The organism is Clostridium kluyveri, from assembly GCF_001902295.1.
GTDB classification, from domain to species: domain Bacteria; phylum Bacillota; class Clostridia; order Clostridiales; family Clostridiaceae; genus Clostridium_B; species Clostridium_B kluyveri_B.
In genome coordinates, this window is sequence record NZ_CP018335.1 from 844,747 (window position 1) to 865,384 (window position 20,638).

16 protein-coding genes and 2 riboswitches are annotated in these 20,638 nt (G+C 31.5%); of the genes, 12 read left to right on the forward strand and 4 right to left on the reverse strand.

Going from position 1 to position 20,638, the window contains the following annotated elements; all coding sequences use genetic code 11:
* Window positions 1-51 precede the first annotated feature (51 nt).
* Both carB and BS101_RS04435 read left to right on the forward strand, forming a co-directional pair.
* Window positions 52-3,258 carry a carbamoyl-phosphate synthase large subunit gene (gene carB, locus BS101_RS04430; RefSeq protein WP_073537726.1) on the forward strand — a complete coding sequence of 1,069 codons (3,207 nt, stop codon included), beginning with the start codon at window positions 52-54 and terminating at the stop codon, window positions 3,256-3,258.
* 41 nt (window positions 3,259-3,299) lie between these two features.
* Window positions 3,300-4,496 carry a M20 metallopeptidase family protein gene (locus tag BS101_RS04435; protein ID WP_073537727.1) on the forward strand — a complete coding sequence of 399 codons (1,197 nt, stop codon included), beginning with the start codon at window positions 3,300-3,302 and terminating at the stop codon, window positions 4,494-4,496.
* A 37-nt stretch (window positions 4,497-4,533) separates the two neighbouring features.
* Here the strand turns inward: BS101_RS04435 and BS101_RS04440 are convergent, their stop codons facing one another.
* Together BS101_RS04440 and BS101_RS04445 are read right to left on the reverse strand one after the other, a co-directional pair.
* Window positions 4,534-5,751, reverse strand: a complete 1,218-nt coding sequence (locus tag BS101_RS04440; RefSeq protein WP_073537728.1) for a sensor histidine kinase — start codon at window positions 5,749-5,751, stop codon at window positions 4,534-4,536.
* Window positions 5,752-5,754: 3 nt separating this feature from the next.
* Window positions 5,755-6,432, reverse strand: coding sequence for a response regulator transcription factor (locus BS101_RS04445; RefSeq protein WP_073537729.1), 678 nt, complete (start codon window positions 6,430-6,432; stop codon window positions 5,755-5,757).
* A 273-nt stretch (window positions 6,433-6,705) separates the two neighbouring features.
* Here BS101_RS04445 and BS101_RS04450 point away from each other — a divergent pair, with 273 nt between their 5' ends.
* The 6 genes from BS101_RS04450 (at window position 6,706) to ald (ending at window position 13,624) form a co-directional block, all read left to right on the forward strand.
* Window positions 6,706-7,674 (forward strand): glycosyltransferase family 2 protein, encoded by a 969-nt coding sequence (locus BS101_RS04450; protein ID WP_073537730.1) that lies wholly within the window; start codon window positions 6,706-6,708, stop codon window positions 7,672-7,674.
* Window positions 7,658-8,089 (forward strand): GtrA family protein, encoded by a 432-nt coding sequence (locus tag BS101_RS04455; RefSeq protein WP_073537731.1) that lies wholly within the window; start codon window positions 7,658-7,660, stop codon window positions 8,087-8,089. The genes BS101_RS04450 and BS101_RS04455 overlap by 17 nt, the downstream gene beginning before the upstream one ends.
* Before the next feature lie 17 nt (window positions 8,090-8,106).
* A complete protein-coding gene (locus tag BS101_RS04460; RefSeq protein WP_073537732.1) occupies window positions 8,107-10,326 on the forward strand; it encodes a glycosyltransferase family 39 protein in 2,220 nt (739 codons plus the stop codon).
* A 265-nt stretch (window positions 10,327-10,591) separates the two neighbouring features.
* A complete protein-coding gene (gene hemL / locus BS101_RS04465; RefSeq protein ID WP_073537733.1) occupies window positions 10,592-11,872 on the forward strand; it encodes a glutamate-1-semialdehyde 2,1-aminomutase in 1,281 nt (426 codons plus the stop codon).
* 165 nt (window positions 11,873-12,037) lie between these two features.
* Window positions 12,038-12,493, forward strand: a complete 456-nt coding sequence (locus BS101_RS04470; RefSeq protein ID WP_011989228.1) for an Lrp/AsnC family transcriptional regulator — start codon at window positions 12,038-12,040, stop codon at window positions 12,491-12,493.
* Between the two features lie 15 nt (window positions 12,494-12,508).
* Window positions 12,509-13,624: an alanine dehydrogenase gene (ald, locus tag BS101_RS04475; protein WP_073537734.1), complete on the forward strand. Its 1,116-nt coding sequence runs from the start codon at window positions 12,509-12,511 to the stop codon at window positions 13,622-13,624.
* 49 nt (window positions 13,625-13,673) lie between these two features.
* Here the strand turns inward: ald and BS101_RS04480 are convergent, their stop codons facing one another.
* On the reverse strand, window positions 13,674-15,299 hold the full coding sequence (locus tag BS101_RS04480) for a glycosyltransferase family 39 protein (RefSeq protein WP_073537735.1): 1,626 nt from the start codon (window positions 15,297-15,299) through the stop codon (window positions 13,674-13,676).
* Between the two features lie 171 nt (window positions 15,300-15,470).
* On the opposite strand from BS101_RS04480, the gene BS101_RS04485 reads away from it, so the two are divergent.
* The 3 genes from BS101_RS04485 (at window position 15,471) to BS101_RS04495 (ending at window position 18,179) form a co-directional block, all read left to right on the forward strand.
* Window positions 15,471-16,319, forward strand: coding sequence for a DegV family protein (locus BS101_RS04485; protein WP_073537736.1), 849 nt, complete (start codon window positions 15,471-15,473; stop codon window positions 16,317-16,319).
* A 60-nt stretch (window positions 16,320-16,379) separates the two neighbouring features.
* Window positions 16,380-16,480: riboswitch (SAM riboswitch) on the forward strand.
* An 84-nt stretch (window positions 16,481-16,564) separates the two neighbouring features.
* Window positions 16,565-17,521 carry a methionine ABC transporter ATP-binding protein gene (locus tag BS101_RS04490; protein ID WP_073537737.1) on the forward strand — a complete coding sequence of 319 codons (957 nt, stop codon included), beginning with the start codon at window positions 16,565-16,567 and terminating at the stop codon, window positions 17,519-17,521.
* Between the two features lies 1 nt (window position 17,522).
* Window positions 17,523-18,179, forward strand: coding sequence for a methionine ABC transporter permease (locus tag BS101_RS04495; RefSeq protein ID WP_011989235.1), 657 nt, complete (start codon window positions 17,523-17,525; stop codon window positions 18,177-18,179).
* 89 nt (window positions 18,180-18,268) lie between these two features.
* Here the strand turns inward: BS101_RS04495 and BS101_RS04500 are convergent, their stop codons facing one another.
* On the reverse strand, window positions 18,269-19,030 hold the full coding sequence (locus BS101_RS04500) for a cell wall hydrolase (RefSeq protein WP_073537738.1): 762 nt from the start codon (window positions 19,028-19,030) through the stop codon (window positions 18,269-18,271).
* 6 nt (window positions 19,031-19,036) lie between these two features.
* A riboswitch (cyclic di-AMP (ydaO/yuaA leader) is annotated at window positions 19,037-19,176 on the reverse strand.
* Window positions 19,177-19,360: 184 nt separating this feature from the next.
* On the opposite strand from BS101_RS04500, the gene BS101_RS04505 reads away from it, so the two are divergent.
* Window positions 19,361-20,557 (forward strand): DUF116 domain-containing protein, encoded by a 1,197-nt coding sequence (locus BS101_RS04505; RefSeq protein WP_073537739.1) that lies wholly within the window; start codon window positions 19,361-19,363, stop codon window positions 20,555-20,557.
* Window positions 20,558-20,638 lie beyond the last annotated feature (81 nt).

Genomic DNA, 20,638 nt, shown 5'->3' on the forward strand with positions numbered 1-20,638 from the left:
ATTGTGAATTGTGAATTGTACATTGTGAATTGAAAGAGGGGGTAAGGTATTATGCCTTTAAATAAGAACATTAAAAAAGTTTTGGTAATAGGTTCAGGGCCTATAATAATAGGTCAGGCAGCAGAATTTGATTATTCTGGAACCCAGGCCTGTGAATCACTTAGGGAAGAGGGAATGGAGGTTGTACTTGTAAATAGTAATCCTGCTACTATAATGACGGACAGAGAAGTAGCAGACAAGGTTTATATAGAACCACTTACAGTAGAATTTATAGAAAAGGTCATAAAGAAGGAAAGACCAGACAGCATTTTACCGGGAATGGGTGGACAAACTGCGCTTAATCTTACTGTAGAGTTATACGATAATAAAATACTTGAAAAATATAATGTAAAAATAATAGGTACTTCTATAGAGGCCATAAAAAAAGGTGAAGATAGAGAACTTTTTAGAGATACCATGAATAAAATAAATCAACCAGTTGTAGAAAGCGATATAGTTACGGATATAGAAAGTGGTATGAGATTTGCACAGAAAATAGGTTATCCTGTTATAGTAAGACCTGCCTATACCCTTGGAGGTACAGGTGGTGGAATAGCGGAAAATGAAGAGGAACTTAAAAGTATATTGGAATCTGGACTGGAACTTAGTTCCATAGGTCAGGTATTGCTTGAAAAGAGTATAAAAGGGTGGAAAGAAATAGAATATGAAGTTATGAGAGACAGCTTTGGAAACTGTATAACAGTATGTAATATGGAAAATATAGATCCTGTGGGAATTCATACAGGGGACAGTATAGTTGTAGCACCAAGCCAAACTTTATCAGATAAAGAATATCAAATGCTTAGAACTGCATCTATCGACATAATAAATGAAGTTGAAATAGAAGGTGGATGTAATGTTCAGTTGGCCTTAAATCCACATTCCTTTGAATATGTAGTTATAGAGATAAATCCTAGGGTTAGCCGTTCATCAGCTCTTGCATCAAAAGCCACAGGATATCCTATTGCAAAGGTGGCAGCTAAAATAGCTCTTGGTTATGGTTTGGATGAAATAAAAAATGCAGTTACCCAGAAAACCTATGCTTGTTTTGAGCCCTCTCTGGATTATGTAGTAATAAAAATTCCTAAATGGCCTTTTGATAAATTTCAAGGAGCAGAGAGGGAACTTGGGACTAAAATGATGGCTACAGGGGAAATAATGGCCATAGGAAGTAACTTTGAAGCTGCATTTTTAAAGGGGATAAGATCTCTTGAAATAGGAACTTATTCTTTAGATTATAAAAAGTTTAAAAATTTAAGTATGGATGAACTTAAAAATAGAATAACATATCCTGATGATGAAAGAATATTTGCACTAGCAGAGTTATTAAGAAGAAAATACAAAATTGAAAAATTATCTGAAATCACCGGTATAGATAAATTTTTTATAAATAAATTTAAAGGGATTATAGATGAAGAGGAAAAATTGAAAAACATCAGTATAAGTGATATCAATAAAGAATGGTTTGTTTTGCTGAAGAAAAAAGGATTTTCTGATAAGGGAATAGCAGACATGCTTAAGGTTTCACCAGATGAGGTTTATAGACTCAGAAAAATATGGAATATAAATCCCTCTTATAAAATGGTAGATACCTGTGCAGGGGAATTTGAAGCCCTTTCTCCTTATTATTATTCTACCTATGAAGAATATGATGAGGTGGAAGTTTCAAACAATAAAAAAGTTATAGTGATAGGATCGGGGCCTATCAGAATAGGGCAGGGTATAGAATTTGATTATGCTTCCGTACACTGCATAAAAATACTTAGAAAGCTTGGTATAGAGACTATAATAATAAATAATAACCCGGAAACTGTAAGCACAGATTTTGATATTTCAGATAAACTGTATTTTGAACCTATAACTGAAGAAGATGTTTTAAGTATATTGGATAAGGAAAAGCCATACGGTGTTATATTGCAATTTGGGGGAGAAACTGCTATAAAACTGGCAGAATTCTTAAAAGAAAAAAATATAGTTACATTAGGTACCACTGCGGACCAGATAGATATGGCAGAAGATCGGGAAAAATTTGATGATCTTCTTGAAAAATTAAACATTAAAAGACCTAAAGGAAAAGGAGTATGGACTATAGATGAGGGACTTCAAGAAGGAAGAAAGCTGGGATTTCCTGTACTTGTGAGGCCATCTTATGTACTTGGAGGACAAGGCATGGAAATAACTTATACGGAAAAAGAACTTGCATATTATCTTTCTATGGCTTTTAATAAAGATAAGAAAAATCCTATATTAATAGATAAATATTTAATGGGCAGGGAAATAGAAGTAGATGCCATATGTGACGGTGAGGATGTACTTATACCTGGAATTATGGAGCATTTGGAAAGGGCGGGGGTACACTCTGGAGACAGTATAACTATGTATCCTGCTCAAAATGTAAATGATGATATAAGAGAAAAAGTTTTAGAATATACTGTAAAGTTATCTTTAGGAATAGGTATAAAAGGTATGATAAATATTCAATTCATAGAATATGAGGGTAATCTTTATGTTATAGAAGTAAATCCTAGGGCTTCGAGAACTGTTCCTTATATAAGCAAGGTGAGTAATGTACCTATAGTTGATATTGCGACAAAGGTAATGCTTGGGGAAAAATTAAGAGATATTGGATATGGAGTTGGAATCTGCAGGGAGCCTAATATAGTGGCAGTAAAGGTTCCGGTATTTTCAACAGAGAAGCTTCCTAATGTAGAAGTTTCCTTGGGACCTGAGATGAGATCCACAGGAGAGGTCTTAGGAGTGTCTACCACCATTGAAGGGGCCCTCTATAAAGGACTTTTGGCTGCAGATATGTTTTTTAATATGAAAAATGGAGTAATACTTGCAACTATAGGAGACCATGATAAACAAGAGTTTCTACCTATAGCAAGGGAAATACATAAATTAGGAATTAAATTTATAGCCACGGAAAATACAGCAAAACTCTTAAGTAATAATGGAATTGAAGTAAAAAAGATTAGAAAAATGAAAGAAGAGAGTCCAAATATAATAGATGTTATAAAAAATGAAGAAGTGGACTTAGTAATAAATACTCCTACTAAGGGAAATGATTCTACAAGGGATGGATTTCATATAAGAAGATTGGCTGTGGAGAGGAATATAGAAGTTATAACGTCACTGGATACTTTTAGAGCTATGACTTATGTAAAAAAGAAAGATATAAATGACGATAAATTGGAAGTATTTTCAGAGTACAAATAGATAAAATCAAAAGATAATATAAATTGGGGAGGGTTTATGTTATGGAACAGTTGTGTGAAGTAGAAGAAATAAAGCACCTGGCTAATAAATATTATTCTGAAGTGGTAAACTTGAGGAGATATTTTCACACATATCCTGAGGTTAGTAAAAAGGAATTTAATACTCAAAAGAAAATAATTGAAGCGTTAGAAGGTCTTAGTTTAAATATCAGAAAAGCAGGGGGAACTGGTGTTATTGCAGAACTTAAGGGGGGAAAGCCAGGCAAAATAGTGGCAATTCGTGCGGATATAGATGCTTTGGCTATAGATGATGAAATAAGTAAAGATTATAAATCTAAAAATAAAGGTGCATGTCATGCCTGCGGACATGATGGACACACTGCCATGCTTATAGGTGTTATAAAAGTATTATGTGATATACGTCATAGAATAGAAGGTACTTTAAGATTTATATTTCAGCCTAGTGAAGAAGAAGTAATTGATGGTTCAGGGGCAGCAGCTATTATAGAAGATGGGGGCTTAGAAGGTGTAGAAGCCATTATAGGAGCTCATCTGTGGCAGCCTATTGAAATTGGAACAGTGGGAATATCAAAGGGACCTGTAATGGCTGCCAGTGATGAATTTGTAATAATTATTGAGGGAAAAGCAGGTCATGCTTCTATGCCTCACCAAACTATAGATTCAATATTAACAGCTTCTCAGATAGTTGTTGCCTTAAATACAATTGTGGGAAGAGATGTAGATCCCATGAAACAGGCTGTAGTATCGGTAGGTGTATTTCAGTCAGGACATATTTATAATGCCATATCAGGGAAGGCAGTATTAAAGGGAACTATTAGATCCCTTGATGAAGATGTGAGAAGAGAAGTGCTTATGCATATTAGAAAAATTGTGAAGCATATATGTGATATGGCAGGAGCTCACTGCAGCCTTCAAAAAAGCTCATGTACCTATGTTCTTAATAATGATTCTAAAATTACAGATATTGTACTTGAAGCGGGAAAAGAGGTAATGGGAGAGGGAGCTCATGAAGTAAAGCCGTGTATGAGTAGTGAAGATTTTTCTTACTATTTACAGAAAGTACCGGGGTGCTTTATTTTTATAGGTATAGGAAACCCTAAGAAAGGAATTATTTATCCTCAACATCATCCTAAATATGATATAGATGAAATGGCATTATTATATGGGGTTGAAGTTATGGCCAATGCAGCTTTAAAATTACTTTCCAAATTAAAATAAATAGGACGTTAAATTATAACATCCTAAGAATAGAAACTTAGTTAAAAGGAAGTATAACTTTAAATATGGAACCTTTGCCTAAAGCACTTGATACAGTTATATTTCCTTTATATTCATTGACTATAGATTTTGCTATAGACAGACCTAAGCCAAAGTTACCATTTCTATTTGAGCGGGATTTATCCACTTTATAAAATCTTTCAAAAATTTTGTCTAGATGTTCTTCTGAAATACCTTCCCCTGTATCGGATACAGCAAATTCAATCTTGTTTTTTACTGTATGCATCTTTATTTCTATAGAACCTTTTTCATAAGTATGTTTTATAGCATTATCTATGAGAATAGCTGCAAGCTGTTTGATACGGCCTTCATTGCCTAAAAAAATTACATTTTGTTGTATGTCATATGAAATATGTATTTTATATTTTATGCAAATGGCTTCAAAAGGCATTATTGATTGGGTGATAGCATTACTTAAATTAAAGCTGGAAATAGATAATGATACCTTATGTGAGTCTGACCTTGCAAGAAAAAGAAGCTCTTCTATAAGCTTAGTCATTCTAGCTGTTTCCAGTTTGATATTTCCAAGCCATTTACCTTGAGTTTCTACAGTTTCATTTTTGTTATCTAAAACTATGTCAAGATTAGTGGTTATGACTGCTAGAGGGGTACGAAGTTCATGGGAAGCATCTGCAACAAAAGACTGCTGCTTTTTCCAGGCATTTATAATAGGTTTTAAAGAAGTATTAGCAAGAAATAGACTTATTATAAATACCAATATGAGACTTGCTATACAAACTAATACAGATATAATAATCAGTCGCCTTAATACTTCACTGTCAAAGGACTTATCCTGAAAAATTATGATAAATCCATATTTTTTTGGAACTTTAAGATACCTAAAATTAAAACTTTCATATGTAATAGTACCCCGAGAGTCTTTATTGTTAAAAATATTCTTTATTATATTATAAGATACTTCCTCAGATAATGTAAAATTGCTGGAAGTTTCTCTGATTCTACCAATTTTATCCGTTTTAATAAAAAAGTTTTCTGAAGATATAAGCTCTCTATTTGGACGCTCAGGAGGGGGAGGAATATCTTCCATTTCTGATGTTTTAGCCATGTGCATATATGAAGAATGTTCAAAACTTCTTTCCATTAACACATATATACCTGAAAATATGATTATTAGAACCAAACCTGTTAATATTAAATTGATCAAAATTAATTCTATTTTTAATTTTCGAAACATAATTTAAACCTCTTTTAGACAATAACCTATTCCTCTTATGGTTTCTATAATAACATTGCAATTCAATTTTCTAAGTTTTTTTCTAAGATAGGAAAAGTACACTTCAATATTGTTATTCATCTCTACATCAGAATCAGGTCCCCAAACCCTGTCTAATATCTGATCCTTGGTCAATACTTGATTTTTATTACGAGCCAGAAGTTCCAATAGCTGAGATTCTTTAGAGGTAAGCTTAATTCTATTTTCTTTATACTGAAGTTCTCCTCTTAAGGGATCAAAAGTTAAAGAAGCCAATTGTATGGTTCCATATTGAATAAAATCTATATGTCTCCGTCCAAGAGCTCGTATTCGTGCCAGAAGTTCCTCCTTGGAAAAAGGTTTTATTAAATAGTCATCTGCCCCCTGATCCAAGCCCTCTACTCTGCTGCTTATAGAATCCATAGCTGTTAATATAATTACAGGAGTTCTGATGCCTTTGTTTCTAATATCCTTTAGAATCTCCAGGCCATTTTTCCCAGGAAGCATTCTATCTAGTATTATAACATCATATATATCTATTTCTGCCATTTCTTGTCCCTTAATTCCGTCATAGGCAAAATCTACATTGTAATTGTTTTTTTTCAATATATAAACTAGGGCTTCTGAAAGCATCACTTCATCTTCAATTAAAAGTAGTCTCATAATAATTCCTCCTAATTATAAGGTAATGTCTATATAAAAATTATAATTGGCAAATTTTAAATATCTGAAAATTTTTAGTAACAATACTATAAATCATATAATAACAATATACGATAAATTTTCAATATAAACAATATTGAATGCATATTTAAGCAAATTACTAAATTATATACTATATGTTCAAAGTTAATTTACATTTATTAGTGATGTTTTTAAGTGTTTTTTAAGGTTTTAATATAAAAATTATATTAAACTAAATATGAGGTGAATTAAATGTATAAAAGTGTTATTTACTCTATAATAGTACCTCTATATAATGAGGAGCTAGTTATCGATGAAACTTATAAAAGGTTAAAAAGTATAATGGACTCCACGTCAGAAGGTTACGAGCTCCTATTTGTAAATGATGGAAGTAGTGATGCCACACGAAAAAAGGTGGAAAAAATATGTGTTAAAGATATGAATGTAAGACTTGTTAATTTCTCTAGAAACTTTGGACATCAATGTGCTATAACTGCTGGGATGGAAGTTTCCATAGGAAAGGCAATAGTTGTAATAGATGCGGATCTTCAAGATCCTCCAGAAGTTATTCTTGAAATGATAAAAAAATGGAAGGAAGGTTATGATGTTGTATATGGAAAAAGGATAAAAAGGGAAGGGGAATCTTTCTTTAAAAAATTTACTGCTAAAACTTTTTACAGGATGCTTAAAAATATGACTAGTGTTGATATACCTGTGGATACAGGGGATTTCAGACTTATAGATAGAAAGGTGTGTAATACTTTAAACTCACTGCCGGAAAAGAATAGATATGTAAGAGGATTAGTAAGCTGGATTGGATATAAACAGACTTTTGTAGAATTTGTAAGACAGGAAAGATTTGCAGGGGATAGCAAATATCCTATTAAGAAAATGATAAAATTAGCTCTTGATGGTATAACTTCATTTTCATATAAGCCTCTTGCCTTTTCAGGTTATTTAGGTGGAATATCTTTTTTTGTGGGAATATTAATTATGGTAGTAGATATTATTAAACATTTAACTGGTGGAATAAGTATAATAAATTTTGCCTTCTTAATATCTATTGATTTAATTATGTTTGGTGTAATGTTAAGCTGCATGGGGATAATTGGCCAGTACATAGGTAGAATTTTTGACGAAAGTAAGGGAAGGCCTAATTATATTATTGAAAGTATTATAAATGATAGAAAGGTTGATAAAGAGCATGACTCAGTTAACTAAAATAAAGTATCCCATATTTAATCGTATTTTTAATGGTAAATTAAAGTGCATAAGTCGTTTTTCTGCTACAGGAGTATTAAATACTCTGGTAGATTTTTGTGTATTTACTATATGTGAAAGTTTATTTGGTATATATTATACTTTAAGTCAAGTTTTAGGTTATAGTTTTGGAATAATAAATAGCTTTATATTGAATAAAAAGTGGACATTTGAAAGTAAAGCTTCCAATAAGAAAATATATCATGAACTGATGCAATTTATTGTAGTTAATGTTTGTTCTCTTACAATTACCGTGGTGTGTATGAAGTTTTTAGTAAATAACTTTAGTATAAATATTTATATATCTAAAGTTATTGTTACTTTAATAGCTCAAGTTGTGAATTTTTTACTGTATAAACTTTGGGTGTTTAATTAAATAAGAGGGGGAAATGCATGAAGAATGTAAAATTCAAAAAAGAAAATCTTCCAATAGTATTGATTTTAATTTTATCTGCTGTATTAAATTTTGCTAACTTAACTATAGAAGGATATGGAAATGAATATTACGCTGCAGGTGTAAAAAGCATGCTTGTAAATCTTAAAAATTTTTTCTTTGTATCCTTTGACCCAGCCGGATTTGTATCCATTGATAAACCTCCTTTAGGTTTTTGGATACAGACTATTTCTGCTAAAATATTTGGATTTAGCGGCTGGAGTATAATATTGCCTCAGGCTCTTGCAGGAGTTATATCAGTTGGGCTTATATATTATATTGTAAAAAGATCTTTTGGAAATATAGCTGGAACTATTTCGGCACTTTGTCTTGCAATTACCCCTGTTTTTGTAGCTGCTAGCAGAAATAATACCATAGACAACCTTTTGGTCATGGTGCTTCTTATTGCCTGTGTATTTATTTCTAAAGCTGCAGAAAAGGGTAGGTTTAAATATATCATAATAAGCTTGGTTTTAATAGGTGTAGGCTTTAATATAAAGATGCTTCAAGCCTATATGATTATACCGGCAGTATATGTAGTTTACCTTATTTCTAGAGCTGTACCTGTAAAAAAGAGAATAAAACATCTAGCTTTAGGTACAGTTGTACTTGTAGTAGTATCTCTGTCTTGGGCGGTAATAGTAGATCTTGTGCCGGCACAGTATAGACCTTATGTAGGAAGCAGTACCAATAATACTGTTATGGAACTTATATTAGGACACAATGGACTTGAAAGATTTAATAATAGTGGTATGGGAGGAAGACAAGCACCGGGAGAATTTAGAAATACTAATATATACGGCACACAAAATCAAAGGGGTAATGGAAATGCTCAAAATGGAAATTGGACTAATAGACAAAAGACTGCAGAGGACAGTCAAAATGGAAATATGGCTAATTTTTCAGGTGGAAATGGCAATGTTCCAGAGGGAATGAAATTACCAGAAGGGTCGTCGGGAGGAAGAGGTGCCCAAGGTGGCGGCATGGCAGGAAACTTTGGTGGTCAGACAGAAGCAAGTATTACCAGATTATTCTCCAAAAATGTTTTATCAGATCAAATAGTATGGTTTTTACCTTTGGCTATATTTGGATTCATTGCAGGAGCAATAGTGGAAAAATTGAAGTTTACCTTTGATAATAGAAAAAAACTAGATTTAATATTATGGATTTTTTGGCTTATTCCTGAATTTTTATATTTTAGTTACACTAAGGGATTGTTCCATCAATACTATTTAACTATGATGGCTCCACCTATTGCGGCTTTATCAGGAATAGGACTTGTTTCTATGTGGAAGCTTTATAAGGAAAAGAGTAAGAATATCACATGGCTTCTATTGCCAGTATCCCTTGTTGCAAATGGTCTAGTTCAGCTTCTAATGTTATCTTATTACAGTAATATATCCTCTGCAATTAAAGCCATTATTATATCTTCTTTAGTACTTTGTTTTATTTCATCTACATTACTTATAGTATACAAAGTAGTTAAGAAAGGTAATTTAGAGAAGGCTGGTAATATAAAGCTTGGTAAGGCATTAACAATACTTGCTTTTGTAGGAATTTTAATAACGCCTGCTATTGGTTCCGGTGCTGCTATAAATCATAAAGTGAATGGTACCATGCCTTCAGCAGGATTGGAACTCCTATCAAATAATGAATCCGGTAATTTTATGATGGGAAGAGGTTCAGGAGGCAGTGGTAATGATAAACTTGTAAAGTTTCTTGAAAAGAATATCACAAATGAGAAATATATTCTTGTAGTTTCCAGTGCAACTTCTGCCCAGGATATAATACTACAAACTGGTAAAGGAGTAATGGCATTAGGAGGTTTCACAGGCTCTGATAAGATACTTACCTTAGATGAATTTAAAACCATGGTGAAAAATGGAGAAGTTAGATATGTACTTACAGGGGGAATGGGAAGAGGTTCCATGGATGATATTATGAATTGGGTACAGAAAAATGGCAAGGCGGTATCGGAAAGTCAATGGAGAAATACGGTAGAGTCTCAGGAGGAAAAAGGATATTCAGATTTTAATGTAACTGAATATGATAAAAATACAGATACAAAATATAACTATAAAAATGATAATTCAGGTAATAACAGTGGAAACAATAGTGGTGGTGGACCAGAGGGCATGAATTCACAAGTGCTATACGATTTAAAAGGCAGTGTAAAATAATATTTCAGAGTGATTTTTAAGTAGGCTTTTATTTTAAGGTCTACTTAAAATTTATGCACAAATATTAATTTGTTTGAGAGTACTTATAAGTGTTATAATAAAGATAATTTTATCCCAACAAAAGTCCTTCTGACATATCTGTTTAAGAGGATTTTTTGTTTGGATCAAGCTAAATATTTTGTAATTGTAAATGTTGGAGCTGATAAAATGATACAACTTATAGGTATAAAAAGCCAGTGTGATAATTGTAATAGGAGAGTATAAAATGAGAAATGATAAAATATTTGAAGAATCGAAACTATATATGCCAGGTGGGGTAAATAGTCCTGTGAGGGCTTTTAAGGATGTTCCCTTAAATCCCCCTGTAATAAAAAAAGGCAGGGGTGCTTATATATATGATGAAGATGGCAATGAATACATAGACTTTGTGTGTTCCTGGGGGCCAATGATTTTAGGCCATTGTGATGAAGATGTAGTAAATGCTATAAAATACACTAGTGAAAATGCTATATCTTTTGGAGCTACCACGGAAATTGAATTAGAGCTTTCCAAATATATATGCACTACTTTGGAAAATATAGAAATGATTAGGATGGTCAATTCAGGTACAGAAGCTACTATGAGTGCAGTGAAACTTGCCAGGGGGTATACAAAGAGAAATAAAATAATAAAATTTGCAGGATGTTATCATGGACATTTTGACGACTTCCTTGTAGAAGCAGGCTCAGGTGTTATGACAGAGGGGATTCCCGGAAGCGCAGGAGTTCCTAAAGATAGTATAAAAAATACTATTATAGCTGAATATAATAATCTTGAAGATGTAAAAAATATTTTTAAGAAGTATGGCAGTGATATTGCAGCTATTATAGTAGAGCCTGTGGCGGGAAATATGGGAGTAATTCCAGGAAAAATAGATTTTCTAAAAGGACTTAGAAAGCTATGTGATGAATACAAAAGTTTGCTTATTTTTGATGAAGTAATGAGTGGATTTAGAGTTGCCTATAAAGGAGCTCAAAGTTTATATGGAATAAAACCTGATATTACTACCATGGCAAAAATTATGGGAGGAGGATTACCCTGTGGTGCTTATGGAGGTAGAAAGGATATTATGGAAAAACTTTCTCCCCTTGGACCTGTATATCAGGCTGGGACCATGTCTGGAAATCCAATTGTAATGGCTGCAGGACTTGCCACTTTGAAGAAGCTGAATGAAAACTCCGAGTATTATGTGAATTTTGAAAAACTGGGTAAAAAATTAGAACAAGGTATAAGACAAATATCAGAGGACAAAAGCATATCTATGGTAATAAATAGATGTGGAGCCATGTTTTCTATATTTTTTACCAGTGACTCAGAAGTTAAGAATTATAAGGATGCAAGGAAATGCGATACAACTATTTTTGCTAAATTTTTTCAGCATATGCTTGAGCAAGGCATTTATATAGCACCTTCCCAGTTTGAAGCTATATTTTTAAATGTGAAACATACAGAAGAACACATTGATAAATTCTTACAGGCAGTTAATACTTTTGAAGCTTTTATTTAGAAATACTTAAAATATTTAATTTGAAGGTATAATTTTATATGCATTGATTAATAAAATAAGGTTAAAAAGATTTTAACCTTATTTCTTATGTAATTATATAAAATATATTTAATTTTTTTAATATATGTATTATAATTTGGTTAATAAATTTAAGAGGGTGACGGTGTGGACAATATCGATATTAAAATACTAAAATTGCTGCAAGAAAATGCTAGAATTTCTATTTCGGAAATGAGCGGCAAGATTAATCTGTCAATACCTGCAGTAAGTGACAGGTTGAAAAAATTAGATGCTTCAAGCTTAATTAAAAAATATACAATAATTATCAACAATAAAAAATTTAATAAGAATCTCATGGTTATAATGTTTGTAAGTCTTGAAAATCCAACATTTATTGATAAATTTATAGAGATCATCCAGGGGGAAAATGAAATTGTTGAATGTCATTATTTAGCTGGCGAGTTTGATTATGCATTGAAAATTATTACTGAAAATACAGAAACCCTTGAAAAAGTTTTAAATAAAATAAAGTGTATTAAAGGGGTTCAAAAGACTAAGACAATAGTTACCCTTTCTACAATTAAAAATAACTATTCAATAATACCTGACCAAATTAAATAATAGGGGGAATATATAGTGATTATAGGAGTGCCTAAAGAATTAAAGAATAATGAAAATAGAGTGGCTATGACACCAGCCGGGGTACATGCTCTAGTGAGGGATGGCCATCAGGTTTTGATAGAAAAGTCAGCTGGAATTGGAAGTGGAATAGAAGATAAAGAATACCAGGATGTTGGCGGCAAAATAATAGATACAAATATGGAAATATTTAAAGAATCAGATATAATAGTAAAGGTAAAAGAGCCAATAGAAGAAGAATATGAACTTTTTAAAGAAAATCAGATTTTATTCACCTATCTTCACCTTGCTGCCAATATACCTCTTACAGAGCTATTAATAAAAAAGAAAATTACATCTATAGCCTATGAAACAGTACAACTTGATAATGGAAGTCTTCCATTACTTACTCCTATGAGCGAAGTGGCAGGAAAAATGTCTATACAGATAGGGGCAAATCTACTTCAAGAGTATAATGGCGGAGCCGGTATATTACTTGGTGGAGTTCCAGGAGTACTGCCTGGAGAAGTTGTAATCATTGGAGCAGGCGGTGTGGGAACAAATGCTGCTAAAATGGCTCTGGGACTTGGAGCAAAAGTTACAATACTTGATATAAATAAGGATAGATTAGTTTATGTAGATGATATATTTAACGGAAGATTGTCTACATTAGTCTGTAATGAATTCAATGTGGCTGAGATGGTTAAAAAAGCAGACCTATTAGTAGGAGCAGTATTGGTAATAGGATCAAAAGCGCCTAAAATTGTTAAAGAGGAAATGGTTAAAACTATGAAGAAAGGTTCTGTAATAGTTGATGTAGCAATTGATCAGGGAGGATCCATAGAGACTATAGACAGGGCTACTACTCATGATAATCCATGCTATGAAAAGTATGGTGTAGTTCATTATTCAGTATCCAATATGCCTGGAGCTGTATCAAGAACATCTACCTATGCACTTACTAGTTCTACTCTTCCTTATTTGGAGGATATAGCTAACAAAGGAGCAGAGAAAGCAATGAAAGATGATAAAGCTCTTTTAAAGGGCCTCAATGTATATAAAGGCTTTGTAACTTATAAAGCAGTGGCAGATAGTTTAAAACTTGAGTACAAAGCACCAGAAAGCTTATTTTAATGTAAAAAAAGAGATGTTTCAGAGTTTGTTCTGAAACATCTCTTTTGGATCAATAAAATTTTATATCAAAAGATTCAGGATTAAATCCTTTTTTCTTAAGTACTATGTCAAGCAATATTTTTACAAGATATGCAAATAAAATTATGTTCAATATGCAAGTTCCATCGCTTATTAGAGTATGTGAAGTAGTATTTCCAAAACCTCCAAAAAGTATGGAATAGATATTACTGTAGATTGTAAGGGTGTATCCCGCCAGTAGTATTAGCAGCCTATTATCTTTTAAATATATAAAAGATAAGATGGATAGTGCTGCAGCAGGAAATAAGTATCTTTCATGCATTCCGGTAGAAAAAGTAAAAACTCCTGAAATTTGAACAAGTGCACAGGAAAAGGCAAATATTTTGTTTTTACTTTTAATATAAATGTACCAGGAAAAAGCTGTAATTGCTATAATTGCAATTATTCCCCAAATTTTATAACTGAATATAAAAAATGTAGAGGAGCTTTCTTTATAATTTCCGCCAAGTAAATTAAAAAAATTAAAAGCATTTACAGAAGCGTAAGGGTATTCTGATATGGTATTTTTATATAATTTAAAAATCCACAGTGCATTTTGATTAAAGGAAAATGGAAGTATAATAACTAAAGAAGTCACAATACATGAAGCTGCACATTTAATAAGGGTCTTTAAATTTTTCCTGGCTATAAGTTCAAATAAGAGTACAGGAAAAAATATAATTCCCTGGGGTTTCATAAGCACTAAAGAGGTAAAAAGTATAGATGAAAAAACAAATTTCCCTTCTGATAAAAAGAACAAAGAGAGAACTAAAAAAAGAGTGAAAAAAGAATCTACCTGTCCCCAAAGGGATGAATTTATAAAAATAGCTGGGCTAAAAATATAAAAAGCACTTAAAAGAATACCTATTTCTAAAGAAAAATATTTTTTAGCCAATTTATATATCATATAAGCTGTTACAATATCTGCTATTATAGAAGGCAATTTTAAAAGTAATGTATAGTAAGGAGTTATTGAACTTATTTTTGCTAATTTACCAATTAAAAATAATATATAGATATATAATGGAGGATAGTCAGCTGATTTAGAATTTACATAAAACTGAGATAGACTGTTTGCAGCAGAGGAAGCCCAGCTTTTAAATAAATTTATATCTCCACCGTATCCTTCCATAACTGTGGATAATGAAATTCTTAAAAATAAGCCTATGCAAAGAAGTGAAAATATAAGTATTTTTGTGTTTGCATTATTTATTTTAAAGTTTCTATAGCCGAAAAAATAAAAGGCTGTAATACATAGTGCAAAAAATATTATTAAATATAAAGTGAGTAATGGGGCATATTTATTATTTGAGGACATGGATTCTCCTCGTTGATTTCTTACTCCAGGAATTTGAGCATTATTGCCGGGAGCTTTATTATTATTTGATGAAAAGTTTTTATCAGGTGTATTTGAAGTAACTCCTCCTTGTGTTTTTTGTTTATCATTTATTTGTGTTCTTTGCCTGTTTTCTGAATTGAATTGTTCTACTCTGCTCCGGGATGTATTGGTATTAGCTGTATAATTTTTTATATTATAAATACATAAAAATGCAGATAATAATATTAAAAGAATTAGACCAATTTTAAGCAGATTTTTTTTGAAAAATATTTTTATCATATTTTTTTGAATCTCCTTTTCTAGAATTATATTTTTACCATTTAAATATATTTTCATTAACAAAACTTAAAATAAGCTTAAAAAGTAATACAAAATTCTGTTAATATAGTTTTAATAATGTTTTGTGATATATTATAATCTAAATAGATAGAAATATGTGGAGGCGTTTTTATGGAGAAAATTGCATTATTGACAGATTCGGCCTGTGATATAGATGAAGAAACTATAAATAAATATAATATAAATATCCTTTCCTTCAGAATCATATATAGGAGTGGAGAATATATAGATAAAGTTGAAATCACTCCAAGGGAAGTATATGATAACATGAAAGTGGAAATTCCTAAATCTTCACTGCCTTCCATGGAGGATATGGAAAAGGTCTATAAAAGACTTGAGGAAGAAAATTATACCCATGTAATTGCCGTAGTTATTTCAAGTGGACTTTCAGGTACATATAATGCTTTAAAAATAGTAAGTGAAAAGCATAAAAATTTGACTACTTATATATATGATTCTAAATCTACATCTGTGGGGGAAGGAATCATTTTAAAAGAGTGTGGTAAACTCATTGAACAGGGGAAAAATTTTCAACAAATTGTAGATACTATACCAAAAATAAAAAATAATATGCATTTCTTTTTTGTTTTTGGCACTTTGGAATATGCTAGAAAGGGTGGTCGTATAGGAAAGATACCTGGTACTATTGGAGAAATACTAGATATAAAGCCTATTGTTTATTTCGATGATAACTGTGGTGTTTGTTGTACTTATGACAAGGTCAGAGGAAGAAAGCGCTCTTTAAATAAAATGGTAGATATAGGAAAGAGGTTTTTAGATAAAAACCCATGTGAGGTGTATATAGTACATGGTAATGCAGAAGAAGATGCAGATAGAGTTCATAACATGATTTCACAATTACCTAATATAGAAAATATACACATGATAGGTCAAATAAGTCCTATAGTTGGGGCATATTCTGGTCCGGGAACAGTTGGAATATGTTATTTTACAATGTGACCATTGACATTATAAACTTAAGTTGATATAATTAAATCCGTAAATTGAATATGAATCTTGAACTTATCAAGAGAGGTGGAGGGAACAGGCCCATTGAAGCCCGGCAACCAATACGTTGTATAATGGTGCCAAATCCTGCAGCGAAGGCTGAAAGATGAGAGAAATATTATGTATGTTAAATCTGAGGTTTTCCTCAGATTTTTTAGTGCTGTATAATTTTATTTGTAGAGGCAGGGTGAATATTATTGATAAATATTAATAATGTTGGTAAGAGTTTTGATAATAAGGTTGTAATTAAAAATATAAATCTTAATATAAAAAAGGGGGAAATATTTGGAATAGTAGGACAGAGTGGAGCAGGGAAATCTACACTGCTCAGATGTTTAAATGGCCTTGAAACCTATGATACTGGAAGTATAAAGATAATGGACAAAGAGGTAAAAGACTTAAAAGGAAAAGAAATAAGAGTTTTCAGGAAAAATTTAGGTATGATATTCCAAAATTTTAATTTACTAAATAGGAAAAATGTATATGATAATATATCACTTCCCCTGGAGGTATGGGGATATGATAAAAAGAAAATAAAGACTAGAGTAGAGGAATTATTAAAATTAGTGGCACTTCGTGATAAGGCTAAAAGTATGCCAAGGCAATTAAGTGGAGGGCAAAAACAGAGGGTAGCTATTGCAAGGGCACTTGCTTTAAATCCCAGTATATTACTCTGTGATGAAGCTACTTCAGCTTTAGATCCTAATACTACCCAATCTATACTTGAACTCTTAAAGAAGATAAATAAGGAATTTGAACTAACAATAGTAGTAGTAACACATCAAATGGAAGTGATAAAAGAAATATGTAACAAGGTAGCAATTATTGACAGTGGGGAGATAAAAGTAGAAGGAGATGTGGAAGAAGTATTCCTAAGGCCAGGTGAATATTTAAAAAAATTGCTGGGAAATGAAAATTTACTGCCAGAAAGAGGAATGAACATAAGAATATTTTTCCCTAAGGAAATAAGTCAGGATAATTTGATAACTTCCATGGCTATAGATTTAAATATAAAATTTTCCATAGTATGGGGAAAACTTGAGAGATTTCGAGATAATGTACTGGGAAGCCTAGTAATAAATATAAACCAAAAAGACAAGGAAAAAATATGTAATTATCTTTCTTCAAAAAATGTAACATGGGAGGTGGAATAGTATGAGTTTTAATGAAATATTTAAGCAGGTACTATTTCCTGCTGTAGGAGAGACATTTTATATGGTAATAGTTTCTACAGTATTTGCCGTAATTATAGGATTTATACCTGCAGTTTTACTAATAATAACGCAGCCAGGGGGGCTTAGACCTAATAAGGCAGTTTATAAGGTTTTAGATGTAGTGGTAAATTTACTTAGATCATTTCCATTTATAATACTTATGATAGCTATCTTTCCTTTTACAAAGCTTATAGTTGGAAAAGCCATAGGTACCACAGCGGCCATAGTTCCACTTACCATAGCTGCAGCACCTTTTGCAGCCAGGGTAATTGAATCCTCTTTTAAAGAAGTGGATCCTGGAGTAATAGAGGCGTCTAAATCTTTTGGGGCAAGTAATATTCAAATAATATTCAAAGTTATGCTAAAAGAGGCTCTTCCATCTATAGTACTTGGAATAACACTTACAGTTATAAGTGTAGTAGGATATTCTGCTATGGCAGGTACAGTAGGGGGAGGGGGACTTGGAAATGTAGCAGTAAATTACGGATATTATAGATTTCAGACTAATATAATGGTGTATACCGTAATAATACTTGTAATAATTGTCCAACTGCTTCAAACTATTGGAGATATAATATATAAAAAACTTAATAAATAAAAATATATAAGGCATAAGTAAATTAAACTATAGTTTTACTCATGCCTTAATTTTTTAAGATTAATTGAAACTATGTAATAAAATTTATATTAATATACAAATACCATTTTACCGACTCTTAAAGCAATAGGTTTTGACCAGAGCCAGGTATTTGTTGTACTATCATCAAAGTAATACAATGCACCATTTGTTGGATCGGAACCATAGAGTGCTTCATAAGCAGCATTTTTTGAATCCTGAGAAGCAGCTTTGCTTATCCATCCATTATATACAGGAGTAAATTGATAATAGCCACCTGATACTTCATATATTACATCTTTTATAGTAGATGGAAATCTTGAATTTTGAACTCGGTTAAGTACTACAGCAGCTACAGCTACTTTAGCCTTATAAGCCTCTCCTTCAGCTTCCGCAGTTACCAGTCTTGCCAGTAAATCTAAGTCACTTTCACTATAAGGTACTATAGGATCTGAGGAGCTTGTACTCTTAAAAATCCAACCTGCAGGTATGTTTAATACTTCACCTGGATAAATATACTTGTCCACATTGTTGTTAGCTGCAATTAATGTGTTAAGAGCTATACCATATTTTTTTGCTATTAAATAAAGAGTATCTGAAGGTTTTACAGTATATGTGTTAGAATTCACATATAAGACTTGATTTGGATATATCTCGCTGCTTTTTAGATTATTATTTTTTATAATAGTGTCTACGTCGGTTTTAAATAGTATACTTATTTTAAATAGAGAATCTCCCGACTTTACTGTATAATTAGCAGCATATACCTGTGTAAAAGACAACATAGAAAGAGTTAATGCAAATAGTAGTGTTCTGATTTTTTTGAAATTCATAAATAGATATCCTCCCTAATTAGCCTACGAGGTTAGTTGACAGGTTCGGAGAGGGATTGTCCTACTTCTTAATAAAAAGATTCACCTCAAATATTGTTATCCCCCGCACTTCATTCCAGTTTTGGAAGTTTAGGCTTGTTTTATAGTTGTTATTTTAACAGCATTTTTATAATATATCCTTATTAAATTGATGGATATATTGGATTTAAAATGATTATATGGTTTATTGTGTAAAATAAATAAAAAGTAATGAAATAACTATAAAAGTAAAAACTATTGTTATGAATTCTAATAAAAATATGTGTTAATCATAATTAGGAGAGAAAATGTATGAAAAATTATATAACTTATAATCTTAGAGATAAATTAAAACATTCTGATGAGTATTATAAATTTATGCCTGATTTTTCAGAACAGGTAATACAAAAAATCAAAATTAGGACAAATAATATAATAGAGGATTTTATGGCATATATTATAGAGTTTGATATAGAACAATTGAGAAGCAGGGAAGAATACCAACTGGAAATCCTGATTATGGGGGTTTTGTGGAATGTGTATTCAGAAAAATCTTTGGATTTACCTAAAATACCTGGTAAAACTTTATCTTTACTTTCAAGTATGAGACAATACTCCTGGATTTTTAAAAAGTGTATAGATAGTATAAAAGGGAAAATGGCATATAAATATCTTTTAAAAGGAAAAATCAATAGAGATTTAGTTTATAATACACACTGTATAGAAAATGACTTTGAAAAATTAATAATATGGCTTAAATGTACAGGAGAATTTAAATTCCAAGCAGGAAGAATGGAAATATGGAATTTATTTTTTAAACATAATAATAAGGAGTATGTACGCAATGCAGGTAAACTTATTGTTGAAATAGCAGATTGGTTTGAGAAAGAATCCATGGAAAAACTCGGCAAATATACTTTAAATGTAAAAAAGTTTTTAATGAATGAATATAAGTTTTATGGAACGAGAGAAGATAATATTTTTTGTGGACGAAGAGAAATTGAATATCATCTCAACATGGTGGGAGCAGAAATTTTAAATAGAGTCTTTAGAAATACATTTTTAAAAACGGAGGATAAAATAATATTTCTTCCAGCATGTATGTGTCTAAAGCCTTATAGTACATGCAGAAGAAAAAAAACAGATAAAGGTTTTATATGTATGAGGTGTTCTGAAAATTGTAAAGTCAATATATTGAATAGAATAGGGAAAAAGTATAATTTTAAGGTTTATATAGTTCCTCACGAAAGCAATGCCTTCTCAGGCAGAAAACATATCAGATATGGGGATATAGGTATTGTAGGCATTGCCTGTGTACTAAATTTAATAGAAGGAGGATTAAAGGCTAGAAATTTGAATTTGGTACCTCAATGTGTTATTCTTGATTACTGTGGATGTAAAAATCACTGGCATAAAAGTGGTATTGAGACAGATATAAATTATAGAAAATTGTTTGAAATTTTACAAATTCCACAGGGTGATATAATAGTAAGAAATTTAAAACAGTAGAGAGTAAACATGGTAAGATGTTATAATAGAGAAGTTTAAAAAATTTAATTTTTAGATATTTAAATAGAATTTTGGAGGTAA